The following is a 14819-nucleotide window of genomic DNA, read 5'->3' on the forward strand; positions in this document are numbered from 1 at the left end:
AACGGTCAGGGGTCGCCGTCTTCGCGCAAGTGGTTCTGGCGGGCGGGGCCGCGGTATTTTTCGGTCAGGTCTTCAGGCACTTCGCTGCCGTCATAGAGGAAGGGCAAGACGCCGCGGCGGCGCGATGCGCCGGTCTTGGACAGGATGTCATCGTCGGACATGGTGACGCGCTGGGACATGCGGCGACCCCACTGGGCCAGCATGGCGTACATGCGTTGGGTCTGATCCTCGTGACCGGGGGCTTTGGCCAGATCGTTGAGTTCATCGGGGTCGGTTTCCAGATCGAACAGCATCGGGCGAAAGCCGCCTTCGGCGTGCATCAACTTGAAGCGGCCATCGCAGATCATGAAGAGGCGCGCATCGCGCGGGCGTACGCCCAGATTGCTGCGGTTGGGGGTGGAGGAATAGTCGTATTCGCTGATCACGAAGTCGCGCCAGTCGGGTGTCTGGCCGTGCAGCCACGGCATCAGCGACCGGCCTTCGAGGATGTGACCGGGTACCGTGCCGCCTGCGGCTTCGACGAAAGTGGGGGCAAGGTCGATGCTTTCGACCAGCGCGTCGCAGGTGGTGCCGCGGGTGGCATCGGCGGCGCCGTGCGGGTCGTAGATGATCATCGGCACCTTCACGGATTGCGCGTGAAAGAGGTCCTTTTCCCCCATCCAGTGATCGCCGAGGTAATCGCCATGATCCGAGGTGAGCACGATCATGGTGTCCTTGAGGGTGTCCTTTTCCTCCAGATAGGCCAGCAGGCGACCCAGTTGGTCGTCGCATTGCTTGATCAGGCCCATGTAGGCGGGGATCACCTTGGCGCGGACGTCATCCCGCTGGAAAGCCTGTGAAATCTTGCCCGCCATGAAGGAGCCGTAGACCGGGTGCGGGTCGTCAAGTTCAGCTGCGCTGCGGACGGGGGGCAGGACGTGGTTGTGGCCGTACATGGCGTGATAGGGGGCCGGCACGATGTAGGGCCAGTGCGGTTTGATATAGCTCAGATGCGCGCACCAGGGGCCTTGCGTCTGATCCATGAAGTCGATGGCGCGGTCCGTGAGCCAGGGTGTTTCGGAGTGTTCTTCGCGGATGTTGGCGGGTTTGTCGGCGTTGGCGAACATCCAGCCGGACGCGATGTCGCCGTCTTCGATGCCGGCGTTGGCGTAATCGGCCCAGGGGTTGTCACCGTCATACCCCATCTGGTTGAGGAACGCGTTGTAAGGTGATCTTTTGCCGTCATAAAACCCGTCCGGCCCTTCGGCCCAGAGGCCATCGTCCCGGGTCCAGACGTCAAAGCCACATTCGGCCTGCCGCGCGCCAATGACGGTGTCGGGCGACAGGCCGAGCCGGTCCATGCCGTCGGCATCCGCCGCCATGTGGGTCTTGCCGATCAGCCAGCAGTCCATGCCCAGCTTGCGCAGGTGGTCGCCCATGGTCTGTTCGCCCACCCGCAGGGGAAAGTTGTTCCATTGCGCCCCGTGGCTTGAGGCATAGCGCCCGGTGTAGGTGCTCATCCGGCTGGCACCGCAGATGGGGGACTGGATGTAGGCATTGGTAAAGCGCACGCCCATGTCGGCCACGCGGTCGAAATGCGGTGTGTGCAGGTGCGGGTGGCCTGCGCAGCTGAGGTAGTCGTACCGCAGCTGGTCGTACATGATGAATAGGATGTTCATGAATGGCTACTCCCCTTCATGGGTTTATTCAGGGTGCAGGGGACGGCGTCAATAAAAGCTCTGTGGATCAATATCGACAGCGAGGCGCATGTCGCCTTTCAGGCGGACCTGGGCGATCCATTGGGCAAGAGCATCTTGCAGCGGGGCGGTCTTTTCGGCCTTCACCAGCAGGCGGACGCGGTGGCGTCCGCGCACGCGGGCGATGGGCGCGGGTGCGGGGCCGAAGACCTGCGCGCCGATGCGGCGGAGCGGGGCGTCCTGGCGGGCGAGCAGGTTTCCGGCATCGAAGACCTGTGCGACGTCGGGGCCGGACAGGATGATCCCGGCCATGCGACCATAGGGCGGCACGCCCGCCTCGCGGCGGCCTGCGGCTTCGGCTTTCCAGAAGCCTTCCTCGTCCCCTTGGAGGATCGCGCGGATGACAGGGTGGTCGGGTTGGTAGGTTTGCAGAAGGGCCGCACCGGGCGCTTCGGCGCGGCCTGCGCGGCCTGCGACCTGTCGCATCAGTTGGAAGGTGCGTTCGGCGGCGCGCAGGTCGGACCCCATCAGGCCAAGGTCCGCATCGATCACCCCGACAAGGGTGAGTTTGGGGAAATTGTGTCCCTTTGCAACAAGTTGCGTGCCGATGATGATGTCGGCGGCCCCTTCGGCGATGCCTGCGATTTCGGCCTTCAACGCGCGTGCCGTGCCGTACATGTCAGAACTCAGCGTGGCGATGCGGGCGTCGGGGAAGAGCGCTTCGGCTTCTTCGCCCAGACGTTCGACACCGGGGCCGACGGCGGCAAGGCGGCCTTCGGCTTCGCAGGAGGGGCATGCCTCCGGCATGGGTTTGCTTTCGCCGCATTGGTGGCAAATGAGGCGCTTTAGAAAGCGGTGTTCGACCATGCGCGCGTCGCAGTGGTCACAGCCGATCTGGTGTCCGCAGGCGCGGCAGAGGGTGACGGGGGCGTAGCCGCGACGGTTGATGAAGAGCATCGCCTGTTCGCCGCGGGCGAGGCGTGCGTTCACTTCGGCCTGCAGGTGCGGCGATATCCAGCGGTCGGCGGGAAGCCCCGCCTCGCGCATGTCGATGGTGTCCATTTGCGGCAGGACGGCGGGGCCGAATCGGGAGGTAAGTTCAAGCCGGGTGTATTTGCCCGCTTCCGCGTTGGCCCAGCTTTCGAGCGACGGCGTGGCGGAGGCGAGGATCACCTGTGCTGAACAGATCGAGGCGCGCAAGACGGCCATGTCACGGGCATGGTAGAGCACGCCATCCTCTTGCTTGTAGGAGGTATCGTGTTCCTCATCCACGACGATCAGGCCCAGATCGCGGTAGGGCAGAAACAATGCCGACCGTGCCCCGATCACCAGTTGCGCGCCGCCCGTGGCGACCATGCGCCAGATGCGGCGGCGTTCGGTCATGGTGGCGCCGGAGTGCCATTCGGCGGGTTTCGCGCCAAAGCGTTCCTGCACGCGGGTCAGGAATTGTTCGGTAAGGGCAATTTCAGGGAGCAGCACCAGCGCCTGACGGCCTGCGCGCAGGCAGGCGGCGACGGCTTCCAGATAGACCTCGGTCTTGCCGGAGCCGGTGACGCCGCGCAGCAGGGTCGTGCCGTATTGCCGGGAGGTGACACCGGCGGTCAGGGTTTGCGCAGCGGTGGCCTGATCTTCGGTCAGTTCCTTGCTGGGCAAATCGGGGTTCATGGGCGTGAAGGGCAGATCGCGGGGGCTGTCTTCTTCGCGTACGACGCCTTGTTCGACGAGGCCTTTGACGACCGAAGGCGTGACGCCCGCCATGTCGGCCAATTCCTTGAGGGTGAATGACAAATCGCCGTATTCCTCCAGCGTTTCGAGCACGCGGGATCGGGCGGTGGTGGCGCGCGTCGGCTCCCCTTCCCCGCGCCGGTAGATCTTGCGCATCGACGGCGGATCGCCCAGCCCCGGCGCGCGGGTGGCAAGGCGCAGCATCGCGGGCATGGGGGTCAGCGTGTAGGCGGCGGCGCGGGTCAGAAAGGCCTGCATTTCGGCGCGCATGGGCGGGGCGTCCAGCACCCGGATCACGTGCCGGACCTTGTTCAGATCGTAATCCCCCTGCCCCGGTCCCCAGACCACACCGAGCACCTTGCGCGGACCCAGCGGCACTTCGACGAAGGCACCCGGATGACAGCCGCCTTCGGGCGCGCGGTAATCCAGCGAACGGCCCAGCGGTTGGGTCGTCATCACGGCAACCAGATCGCCATGGTCGAAGAATTCTGGCCCCGTCGGGCTGGAAGGAGGCACGTGGCAGGCTCCGCGATTGGGGTGGGACGGATTTGAGGGTTTAAGCATCGCAGATCATGCGGTAAAGCCAAGACAAGCTGAACACATGCCGGGGTGTGGCGCTTCACAGGCCTTTGCACCCGAACAAAAGGACGCGCATATGAAATTCTTCGTAGACACCGCCGAGATCGACGCGATTGCCGAGCTGAACGAGCTTGGGATGGTCGATGGCGTGACAACCAACCCGTCGCTGATCCTGAAATCGGGCCGCGACATTCACGAAGTCACCGCCGAGATTTGCGCGCTTGTCGATGGCCCGGTGAGCGCGGAAGTTGTCGCCCTTGAGGCGGATGCGATGATCGCAGAGGGGCGCAAGCTGGCGGAGATTGCCGACAATATCACCATCAAGCTGCCGCTGACATGGGACGGGCTGAAGGCCTGCAAGGTGCTGTCCGATGATGGGCACATGATCAACGTAACCCTTTGTTTTTCAGCCAATCAGGCGCTGCTGGCAGCCAAGGCGGGGGCGACGTTCATTTCCCCCTTCATCGGGCGGCTGGATGATATTCACCTTGATGGCATGGACCTGATCGCGGACATCCGGACGATCTATGACAACTACGGGTATGAGACGAACATTCTTGCCGCCTCCATCCGGTCGGTGAACCACGTGCAGGATTGCGCGCTGGTGGGGGCGGATGTGATGACGGCACCGCCCGATGTGATCAAGAAGCTGGCGACGCACCCGCTGACCGACAAGGGGCTGGAGCAGTTCATGGCGGACTGGGCCAAGACCGGTCAGAAGATCCTTTGACCGGGTATCTTTAAGCGGGCCTTCACTTTTGTGAATTATCCCGGTGTTTCACCACTGAACACACCGGGGTTTCATGTTCGCATTCGCATCATCGAAGACTGTGACACCACGCGCCGCGCTGCGGCGGCTGACGCTGCTGTATTTCGGCGCGCTGGGTGTGTTGCTGGCTTCCATCGCGGCGACTGTGGTGGTGGCGAACCTGACAGCAACGCGCTTGCAGGCCACGGCAGAACGCGCGGGTCTGGCGGGGCAGCAAGCCATGCTGAGCGAGCTGATCGTGAGCCTTGCCACCCTGCATCATCGGGCCGCTACCGATGGGATGGACGGGCTGGCGCGAGCGGGCGACAGCCCCGCGCCGCAGCTTGAAGCGCGGATTGCGCAATTCGCGCAGGCGCAGACCGCGCTTGTGGGAAACCGGCCACGGGAGCAGGAAACGCAGGGCGAAAGTGCGGCCTTCCACGACCGCGCGGAGGCCTTTGTCACCGCCGCACGGCAGGTGCTGGCCGCGCCCGGTGACAGGCAGGCCCTTGCCACGCTGGAGGGCCATTCCGCCGACGGTCTGCAAGCCGGATACGCGCGGATCGCGGCAGCGGCCGAAGCCGATGCGGATGACCGCCTGTACATCATTCAACACATTGAAATCGCGGCCCTTGTCATCACCATCGGGGTCATTCTGGTGGAACTTTTTATCATCTTTCTGCCGGGGTACCGCCTGTTGCACCGCATGTTTGCAGCCAGTGCGGCCCGGAGCAGGCAGTTGCGCGATGCGCAGACCGAACTTGGCCTGAGCAATCAGGCCCTGCGTCGCAAAAACACGGAGATGGAGAAGGAGAAGGAGCGGCTGCGCACCGCGCTGGAGAATGCCGCGCTGTTGTGTGGGGAGCAGGCCGCGTTCACCTACTCGGTATCCCATGACCTGAAATCGCCCGCCAACACCCTGCAATTGTTGCTGGATGAACTGATCCACGAACATGCCGGGGCGCTGGATGGTGATGGCCTGACCCTGTTGAACCTCGCACAGGAAAGCATCACCCATATGAGCATATTGATCGAGGATGTGCTGCAGTATTCATGGGCCACCGACCCGCATGAAGCGCCTGACAAGATCACCCTGCGCGACAGCGTGGAACGGGTCATGGCGTCGCTGGCGGACCAGATCGACCGCACCGGTGCCACGATCACCCTTGGCCCGATGCAAACCCTGACAGCCGCCCCCAAGCAGATCGACATGCTGATGCTGGAACTGATCAGCAACGGATTGAAGTTCCAACCAACAGATCAGAAGCCAGCCCTTCACATCACAAGCAGCCGTGGCGACACGCCAGAGACGACCATCATCGAGGTCCGCGACAACGGGATTGGCATCGCGGCGGACGACCAGCAGCGGATCTTCGGCCTGTTCCAGCGCCTGCACCTGCGCGATCATTATCCCGGGTCGGGTCTTGGGCTGGCCACCTGCCAGCGCATCGTGGCAAACCATTCCGGCCATATCACGGTCCGCTCCGCCCCCGGCGAGGGGAGCCTGTTCGAGGTAACGCTTGGCGCGATGTTGTCCGTGGATGAGCCCCTGACCAGTAAGCGTGCTGCACGACGCAACATGTTGATTGGAATGGGAAACCATGCCGCCTGCGCAAAACGGCAACGCCCCTTGCCTTTTCTGACCGGGCCGGAAAAAAGGGCAGCAATCGCGCCTTATCGATGATATAAGAGCGCAAACAAAAAGAGACGAGTATGAGCAGCAGCCCCAAGATTGATGACGCCTTGCGCGAGGCGATCATTTCCAAACCCGACGTTATTTTGGACGACAGTGACGTGATGCAGGCCCTGATTGCGGCCAATGAAAAGGCGATGGGCGGCAATATCGTTGATCTGCGCGGCATCGCGATGGAGCGGCTGGAAAGTCGGCTGGACCGGCTGGAAGACACTCACCGCAGCGTGATTGCCGCCGCCTATGAGAACCTTGCAGGCACAAACCAGATCCACCGCGCGATCCTGAGGATGATGGACCCCACCGAATTCGAAAGCTTTCTGCGCGATCTGGGCGGCGAAGTGGCGGATATCCTGCGGGTCGATGCGGTCAAGCTGATGCTCGAATCGGTTCAGCACGACGATGATCCGGCGGTGCAGCGGTTGGGCGATGTCCTGACCGTGGCGGAACCGGGGTTCATTGACGACTACCTCAGCCAGGGGCGCGGCGGCACGGTGCGCAAGATCACCCTGCGCAGCGTGCAGACCGGCGGAGAGCAATTGTACGGCGACAAGGCGGACTACGTACGGTCCGAAGCCTGTCTGAAGCTTGATTTCGGCGAAGGGCGCCTGCCCGGCCTGCTGGCGCTGGGGTCGGAAGACCCGCACATGTTCGGACCACAACAAGGTACTGATCTTTTGACGTTTTTCACTGGCGTCTTTGAGCGCGCAATGCGCCGCTGGCTGTCTTGAGGGGGCCGGATCAGGACGCAGACAGCGGGCTGATCAGCCCGGCGGCGCGCGATGCGCTGCAGACATGGCTGAGCCACCAACGCAGCCTCAAGGGCGTGGCGGAGAATACAATCATTGCCTATCAGGGTGACGTGGCGGGTTTTCTGGCGTTCATGAGCGTGCACAAGGGCGGCACGCAGGGGCTTGCCCCGCTGTCGCGGATCACGATTTCGGACATGCGCAGCTGGATGGCCCATACCCGTGGACCTGCCGTGGGCCCGCGATCCATGGCACGCAAGTTGTCGGCGGTGAAGGCGTTCTATCGCTGGCTGGCGGAACGTGAAGGGTTCGAACCCACAGCCGTCCTGTCCACCCGTGCGCCGAAATTCACCAAGAAACTGCCGCGCCCGCTGGCGGTGGATGCCGCACATGCGCTGATCGATTGCGTGGAGCTGCAATCGGACCGCCCCTGGGTTGCGGCGCGTGATGTGGCGGTGTTGACGTTGCTGTGGGGCTGCGGGCTGCGGATATCAGAGGCGTTGAGCCTGCTGGGCCGCGATGCACCCCTGCCCGAGGCGCTGCATATGAAGGGCAAGGGCGGCAAGGAACGGGTGGTGCCGGTGCTGCCTGCGGCGCGAGATGCGGTGGATGCCTATGTGCGCCTGTGCCCCCACCCCAAGGGCGATGACCTGCCGCTTTTCCGGGCAATCCGGGGCGGTGCGTTGGGGCAACGGGCGATTGCCAAGGTGATGGCCGATGCGCGGATGCAGTTGGGCCTGCCTGCCACGGCAACGCCGCATGCGATGCGCCACAGCTTTGCCACGCATCTGCTGGATGCGGGGGGCGACCTGCGCGCGATACAGGAATTGCTGGGGCATGCGTCCCTGTCGACGACACAGGCCTATACGGCGGTGGATACCGCGCGGTTGATGGAAGTGTACAACAGGGCGCACCCGAAGGCGGGATGAAAAACGACTGACAAGGCGTTGCTTTATCTGAAAGAAAACGGTCTGGATACTTGAAATACTCCGACTAGTCGGACAGATCGCCGAGCTGTGCCACGAAGGCTTGCGCAGCGGCGGCAGGGTCTTTTTCCCCTGCGGCAACCGCATCGCTGAGCGTGGCAAGGGCGGCGCGCGCCGCCGGGGCTTCCAACTGCGCCAGAAGCCGTTGGCGGACGTCTTCATGAAACCAGTACCGCGCCTGATCTGCACGGGTTCTGTCCCAAAAGCCCTGCGCGCGCCGCCACTCCGCCAGTTCTGACAGGGCGGTCCAGACATCGTCCAGCCCCTTTTCCTGCGCCGCTGAGACCATCATCGCCTTTGGAAACCCGTCCGGGTCCTGATCGCGCTTGCGCAAAAGCCGCAGCGCGCCAGCATAATCGGCACAGGTGCGCGTGGCGGTGGTCTTGAGATCGCCGTCGGCCTTGTTGACGACGATCAGGTCGGCCATTTCCATAATGCCTCGCTTGACGCCCTGCAATTCATCCCCGCCCGCGGGCGCCAGCAGCAAAAGGAACACGTCCGACATCTGCGCCACCACGGTTTCGGATTGCCCGACGCCCACGGTTTCGATCAGCACCACGTCAAACCCCGCCCCTTCGCACAGGCGCACGGCCTCGCGGGTGCGGCGGGCGACGCCGCCCAGATGGGTCTGACTGGGAGAGGGGCGGATGAACGCGCCCGCTTCGCGGCTGAGCCGGTCCATGCGGGTCTTGTCCCCCAGGATGGAGCCGCCCGACCGGGTGGAGGACGGATCGACCGCCAGCACGGCCACCCGCAGGCCCATGCCGATCAGCATCATGCCGAAGCTTTCGATGAAGGTCGATTTGCCGACCCCTGGCGTGCCCGACAGCCCGATGCGCAGTGCCTGTCGGTCCTGTGGCAGCGCGGCCAGCAGGGCGGCGGCGGCGGCGCGGTGATCGGCGCGACCCGATTCGACCAGCGTGATGCCCCGCGCCAGCGCGCGGCGGTCCTGTGCGGCGATGCGCTGTGCCAAATCGTGATCTTTCATGGGGTATCTTTTGCGGGGTGCTGGCGGAATGTCCATCCCTGCCCTTGGCGCGCCTGTGACTTTGGCAGATAACCCATTGCATGCACGATCCCCTGCCGATTGATGATGTCCTGCCCGATGTGATCGCCGCCCTGCGCGCGGCGGGGCGCGTCGTGTTGCAGGCGCCGCCCGGTGCGGGCAAGACCACGCGCGTGCCACTGGCGATGCTGGAGGCCGGGTTGACCCCGGGCCGGATCCTGATGCTGGAGCCGCGCCGCCTTGCCGCGCGCGCGGCAGCGGAGCGGATGGCGCAGACGTTGGGGGAGACAACGGGAGAGACCGTAGGATACCGCGTGCGCGGGGCGTCCAAGGTGGGGCCCGCGACACGGATCGAGGTGCTGACGGAGGGTATCCTGACGCGGATGGTGCAGGATGCGCCGGACCTGCCCGGCGTCGGTGCGGTGATCTTTGACGAATTTCACGAACGGTCCCTGAACGCCGATCTGGGGCTGGCGCTGGCGCTGGAGGTGGCCGGAGCGCTGCGCGATGACCTGATGCTGGTGGCGATGTCGGCGACGCTGGATGCGGCCCCGGTTGCCGCACTGATGGAGGCACCAGTGGTGACCTCCGAGGGGCGCGGTTTCCCGGTGGAGGCGCGGTGGCTGGACAAACCGCTGGGCCGGATGCGGTTCGAGGATGCCTGTGCCGATCTGGTGCTGGAGGCGTTGGGCCATGCGCCGGGGTCGGCGCTGGTTTTTCTCCCCGGTGAGGGGGAGATCCGGCGGGTGGAGACGCTGTTGCGGGACCGGGTGCCGGGGGATTGCACGCTGGCCCCGCTGTTCGGCGCGATGGATTTCAAGGCACAGCGGGCGGCGATCCAGCCTGCACCGCAGGGGCGCAAGGTGGTGCTGGCCACGGCCATTGCGGAGACATCGCTGACCATCGAAGGGATCACCATCGTCGTGGATGGCGGGCGGGCGCGGCGGGCGCGGTTCGATCCCGCCTCCGGCATGTCGCGGCTGGTGACGGAGCGGGTGACGCGGGCCGAAGCCACCCAGCGGGCGGGCCGCGCGGGCCGGGTGGCGCCGGGCGTGGCGTTCAAGCTTTGGACAAAGGGAGAGGAAGGCGCGCTGGCGGCCTTTCCCCCGGCGGAGATCGAAGCGGGGGATCTGACCGGTTTCGCGCTGGAACTGGCGCAATGGGGGGCGGAGGCGACGGATCTGGCGTTCGTGACCCCGCCGCATGAAGGGCGGTTGGCCGAGGCGCAAACGGTGCTGAAAATGCTGGATGCGCTGGATGCAAACGGGCGCATCACCGATCATGGCCGCGCGTTGGCGCGCCTGCCCCTGCATCCGCGACTGGCGCATATGGTGGCGCGGGGCGGGCCGACGGCCCCGCTGCTGGCGGCTTTGCTGGCGGACCGCGACCCGCTGCGCGGTGTGGGCGTCGATCTGACCCGTAGGCTTGCCGCCCTAAACGCACGCACGCCCGAAGCGGCAGCCCATGGTCCGACGCTGGCGCGTATCCGGCAGGAGGCCAGACGCCTGTCGAAAGGTCAGCGGCTTGGGGGGCCGGACGATCTGGGGGTGTTGGCGGCACTTGCCTATCCGGACCGCGTCGGGCTGCGCCGCAAGGGGGATGCGCCGCGCTTTGTGCTGTCGGGGGGCAAGGGCGCGGTAATGCCGGAGGGCGATACGCTGGCCGGGGAACGGCTGATCGTGGCGACCGATCTGGACGGGGACCCGAGGGAGGCGAAGGTGCGGCAGGCGGCGCGGATCAGCGAAGCGGCTTTGAGGGAAACCTTTGCCGATCAGATCGCGTGGCAGGATGTGTGCCTGTGGTCCAAGCGGGAGGGCCGTGTGCTGGCCCGGCAGCAGGAGCGGTTCGGGGCGCTGGTGCTGGATGATCGCAACTGGGCCGAGGCACCCGAAGAGGCCGTGGCACGCGCGATGCTGGACGGCGTGCGGCAATTGGGGTTGAACCCCGGCGCGGGCGTGCAGCGGTTCTTGGCGCGGGCACGGGGCATGGGGGCGGATTTTCCTGACTTTTCGGAAAGTTACCTGATGGAGACGCTGGAGGACTGGTTGCTGCCGCATCTTCAGGGGGTGCGCAGTGCGGCGGACTGGAAGGCGTTTGATCTGTTGCCTGCGTTGCGGGCGCGGCTGGATTGGGACGCGCAGCAGGCGTTGGACAAGGCGTGGCCGTCGCATTTCACCACGCCGCTGGGGCGCAGGGTGCCGATTGATTACAGCGCGGAGCAGCCCGCGATTGCGGTGCGTCTGCAGGAGGTCTTTGGCGTGACGCGGCATCCGGTGGTGGCGGGCCAACCGCTGCGGATTACGCTGTTGTCACCCGCGCAGCGCCCGGTGCAGGTGACCGATGATTTGCCCGGTTTCTGGGCGCGGTCCTATGAGGATGTGCGCAAGGACATGCGCGGGCGTTATCCGCGCCATCCCTGGCCCGAAGACCCGACGCAGGCCGACCCGACCCTACGGGCCAAGCCGCGCGGGACCTAGTCGTTATCGGTCAGCCCGGCCCCTGCCCCGCCTTCGCGGGAGGCGGCGCTGTCCGGCACCAGAAGCTGCGCGGCGAGGGCGGACATCCGGGTGGCAAGTGGCTTTGGCAGGGTAATGCGCGCAGGCGGGATCGGCGGGGCGGGTGTGTCCAGTGACAGGGTGATGTCGATGGTTTCGCCTCGCGCGGTGGTCGCAACTGCATAGGGCAGCGCGTCGATATAGCTGTGGATCAGGTCGGGCGTCCCGGTCAGGGGGAGTGTGCCCTGTGCCTTGGTGCCTTGCGCCCCCTCAAGGATGCGGGTCAGGCGCAGGGGCAGATCGAGGATCACCCCGGCGGGCAGCGCATCAAGCGCTGTCAGCAGTTGGTCCGTGTCCCGCCCCGCGCGCATGTGGCAAAGGGCGGCACGGCCGAATTCGGCGGCCTGCTGCGGCGGTGCCCCTGCCCCGCGCGCGGCCTTGGCAGCCAGCGTCATCAGTTCATTGCCCGACAGGATCATCGTATTCTCATTGACCGAAAACGGGCAGCCACCAGTCATCGGGGTCACCGCCTGTCAGGTCTTCGGCCAGCGGCGCGCCCTGACACAGCGTGATCCGGGTCCAGCGGTCCGATTTGGGGTCGAATTTGGAGGCGCCGAAGAAGCTGAGCTTGCAGCGCAGCATGTCGATGGGCAGGCAGGAGGTGGCAATGAGGTTATCGCGAATCTCTGCATAGGGATAGCGGTTGGCCATTTGTACGCGGGCAAGTGCCAGCGCGTGTTCGGGGTGCTGTTCCAGCAGGTCGGACACCGGCTGCACCCGGTTGCCAATCGCCCGGTGCAGCGCCTTGATCCGGCGGGCGATGTCGAGCGGGCTTTCAAGGTCCGCGCCGTCCTCTTCGAAGCGCAGGCCAAGGCGGGGTTCCTGCTTGGCTTCGGAGACGTACCAGAATTGGCCGCAATGTTCGGCGGCGTCATAGTCCGGGGTCAGCGCCCAGTCGAAGTGCGTCTCGATCAGGGACTTGAGTGCGCCCGTGTCGCGCAGCGGCAGGGTCAGCGGGCCGTGGGCGTCGCCCATACATTCGGCCAGACCGTCGACCAGATCGCCAAAGGGTTCGATCAGCAGGGCGGCCAGCAGTTCCTGCACATCGAGGCTGTGTGCCTGCGCCTGATCCATGATCCGCGCAAGCGGTTGTGTGCCGCTGAAATCAAGCGTGGGGCGCAGGGCGTCCCAGTCTTTGCGCAGCTGGTCAATGCGTGTCTGATGGTCGGCATCAGGCACCTGCCATTCAGACAAATGCCGCGCGGCGCGGTCGGCCAGCGCGTGCAGGCGGGCGCGCATGGGCGCATCGACCGTTTCGATTGCGCAGACCCGTGCAAGGGCCGTTTCACGCGCCAGCATCCAGTTGTTCAGGAGCACTGGATGGCTGACCAGAAACGGCGCCATGCCCAGCCCGGTGGAATTTCCGATGCCCAGATGGCGCTTCAGCTTGGGATCAAGCGGCGCGCCGCCCACGTGTTCGGCCAGATCATGGGTGAAATGGCGGATCAGCCAGACAGTCAGCATTTCGGCGGCGAACGGCCCTTCGAGGCCGGGACGCGTTTCAATCACCGCGCGGTCGGCGATGCCGAACTTGCCGTTGCCGTAGACGGCGGTGGTGCGCATCAGATAGCCCACGTCGCGGATCATCTGTACGTCCGGCTGGCGGCCTGCGCGCAGGCTGTCGGTCACATGGGCGAACAGGCGCACGGATTTGTTGGCGCGGCTGAGAACAAGGTCGCGTTCGGTGAAACGGGCGGCTTCCTGTTTCGGCGCGGCGGCGGCGATGCGGGCGATGTCACCTGCTCCCGGCACCCCGTCATAGAGGACATAGGCGCTGTCCCATGCGGTTGCGATCACCCGGTCGGTGCGCAATTCCGGCGGCAGATCGGTGGAGACGGCGACAAGGCTGTAGGGATGGCCGCCGAGGTGGACGGTATAGACCGCGTGGCCGAAACCGTCCGCGTCCATCTGCCAGACCGGTCGGGCGACGGTGACCTGCTCTGCCGCCAGTCGGCGGATGAGACTGCGCAGGAAGGACAGGCGCGTGGGGAACATCGAGCCCATGCGCGCCAGCCGCATCACTTGGGACGGCGGGCGCAGGGGGGCCTGCGGCGGCGGTGTGAAGTCAGCGATGTCTTTCATGCCGGGCCAAATCCTTCTTCGTAAAACCGCAGCCAGTTGCCGCCCATGATGCCGTCGATGTCTGCCGCGCTCAGCCCCGTGGCAGAGAGACCTTCGCGGATGTTGCCGAAGTCGCGGTTGTCGTTGAACCACGCGGGCATCGGCGGGAAGCCCGCGTTGCTGGCGGAGCCTTCACCATAGTCGATGGTCTTGGTCCAGCGGCCGACGCGCATCCATTCCACGACGCTGTCGGGTTGATCCTGACACAGATCGGTGCCGATGCCGAGGTGCTGTGCGCCGTAGCGGGAGGCGGCTTCGGCGATCATGGCGCAAAAGCTGTCGAGCGTGCAATCGGAGCCACCGGCCAGATGATGCGGATAGACCGAAAATCCCAGCATCCCGCCCGCCCCGGTCAGGGCCTTCAGCACCGTGTCGGATTTGTTGCGCAGCGCGGCGTGCCACCAGTGCGGGTTGGCGTGGGTGATCGCGATGGGCCGCGTGGAATGGTCGATGGCTTCGAGCGTGGAGCGTTCGGCGGAATGGCTCATGTCGACCACCATGCCGACGCGGTTCATTTCCGCCACGACCTGTTTGCCCATGCGGGTCAGGCCGGTGTCTTCATCCTCATAACAGCCCGTCGCCAGCAGGGATTGGTTGTTGTAGGTCAGTTGCATGAAGCGAATGCCGAGTTGATGGCAGATTTCCACCAGCCCGATGTCGTCTTCGATGGGGCTTGGGTTCTGGAAGCCGAAGAAGATCGCGGTGCGGCCGGATTCCTGCGCAAGACGGACGTCGGCGGCGGTGGTGCCCTTGAAGATCAGGTCACGGTGGTCTTCGAACCAGCGGTTCCAGCGTTCGAGGTTCAGCACCATTTCGCGAAAGTTTTCGTGATAGGCGATGGTCACATGCACCGCGTCCACCCCGCCTGCGCGCATTTGTTCAAAAATGCGGGAGGAGAAGTTGGCGTATTGCAGGTTGTCGATCAGCGGTGCTTTCATGGCGGCAGACTGGGGGAAAAGCGGTCCGCGCTCAATGATGAAAACG

11 protein-coding genes are annotated in these 14819 nt (G+C 65.1%); 5 read left to right on the forward strand and 6 right to left on the reverse strand.

Annotated features, from left to right (window positions below; all coding sequences use genetic code 11):
- Positions 1–5 precede the first annotated feature (5 nt).
- Together AB4X18_RS01560 and AB4X18_RS01565 are read right to left on the reverse strand one after the other, a co-directional pair.
- Positions 6–1658, reverse strand: a complete 1653-nt coding sequence (locus AB4X18_RS01560) for a sulfatase-like hydrolase/transferase (protein ID WP_370401948.1) — start codon at positions 1656–1658, stop codon at positions 6–8.
- Positions 1659–1706: 48 nt separating this feature from the next.
- Entirely contained in the window at positions 1707–3965 is a 2259-nt protein-coding gene (locus AB4X18_RS01565; protein ID WP_432817013.1) for a primosomal protein N', read from the reverse strand.
- Positions 3966–4056: 91 nt separating this feature from the next.
- Here AB4X18_RS01565 and fsa point away from each other — a divergent pair, with 91 nt between their 5' ends.
- The 4 genes from fsa (at position 4057) to AB4X18_RS01585 (ending at position 8096) form a co-directional block, all read left to right on the forward strand.
- Positions 4057–4710, forward strand: coding sequence for a fructose-6-phosphate aldolase (gene fsa, locus AB4X18_RS01570; protein WP_370401949.1), 654 nt, complete (start codon positions 4057–4059; stop codon positions 4708–4710).
- A gap of 73 nt (positions 4711–4783) precedes the next feature.
- Positions 4784–6412, forward strand: coding sequence for a sensor histidine kinase (locus AB4X18_RS01575; protein WP_432817014.1), 1629 nt, complete (start codon positions 4784–4786; stop codon positions 6410–6412).
- A 29-nt stretch (positions 6413–6441) separates the two neighbouring features.
- On the forward strand, positions 6442–7149 hold the full coding sequence (locus AB4X18_RS01580) for a DUF484 family protein (protein ID WP_370401951.1): 708 nt from the start codon (positions 6442–6444) through the stop codon (positions 7147–7149).
- The gene (locus AB4X18_RS01585) at positions 7146–8096 is read left to right on the forward strand and encodes a tyrosine recombinase XerC (protein ID WP_432817015.1); all 951 of its coding nucleotides are present in this window, start codon (positions 7146–7148) and stop codon (positions 8094–8096) included. Before AB4X18_RS01580 ends, AB4X18_RS01585 begins: the two co-directional genes overlap by 4 nt.
- A gap of 64 nt (positions 8097–8160) precedes the next feature.
- Here AB4X18_RS01585 and meaB read toward each other — a convergent pair whose 3' ends face one another.
- The gene (meaB, locus tag AB4X18_RS01590) at positions 8161–9141 is read right to left on the reverse strand and encodes a methylmalonyl Co-A mutase-associated GTPase MeaB (RefSeq protein WP_432817016.1); all 981 of its coding nucleotides are present in this window, start codon (positions 9139–9141) and stop codon (positions 8161–8163) included.
- 80 nt (positions 9142–9221) lie between these two features.
- Between meaB and hrpB the strand changes: the two genes are divergently transcribed.
- A complete protein-coding gene (gene hrpB, locus AB4X18_RS01595; protein ID WP_370401952.1) occupies positions 9222–11636 on the forward strand; it encodes an ATP-dependent helicase HrpB in 2415 nt (804 codons plus the stop codon).
- Here the strand turns inward: hrpB and AB4X18_RS01600 are convergent.
- From AB4X18_RS01600 to AB4X18_RS01610, 3 genes are read right to left on the reverse strand one after another with little or no spacing between them, the layout of a single operon-like run.
- Positions 11633–12172, reverse strand: coding sequence for a hypothetical protein (locus AB4X18_RS01600; RefSeq protein WP_370401953.1), 540 nt, complete (start codon positions 12170–12172; stop codon positions 11633–11635). The genes hrpB and AB4X18_RS01600 overlap by 4 nt on opposite strands.
- Positions 12141–13796 carry a hypothetical protein gene (locus AB4X18_RS01605; RefSeq protein WP_432817017.1) on the reverse strand — a complete coding sequence of 552 codons (1656 nt, stop codon included), beginning with the start codon at positions 13794–13796 and terminating at the stop codon, positions 12141–12143. Before AB4X18_RS01605 ends, AB4X18_RS01600 begins: the two co-directional genes overlap by 32 nt.
- Positions 13793–14773 carry a membrane dipeptidase gene (locus AB4X18_RS01610; RefSeq protein WP_370401955.1) on the reverse strand — a complete coding sequence of 327 codons (981 nt, stop codon included), beginning with the start codon at positions 14771–14773 and terminating at the stop codon, positions 13793–13795. Before AB4X18_RS01610 ends, AB4X18_RS01605 begins: the two co-directional genes overlap by 4 nt.
- Between the last annotated feature and the right edge of the window lie 46 nt (positions 14774–14819).

It is taken from the genome of Sulfitobacter rhodophyticola (genome assembly GCF_041281685.2).
In the GTDB taxonomy this organism is placed as follows: Bacteria; Pseudomonadota; Alphaproteobacteria; order Rhodobacterales; family Rhodobacteraceae; genus Sulfitobacter.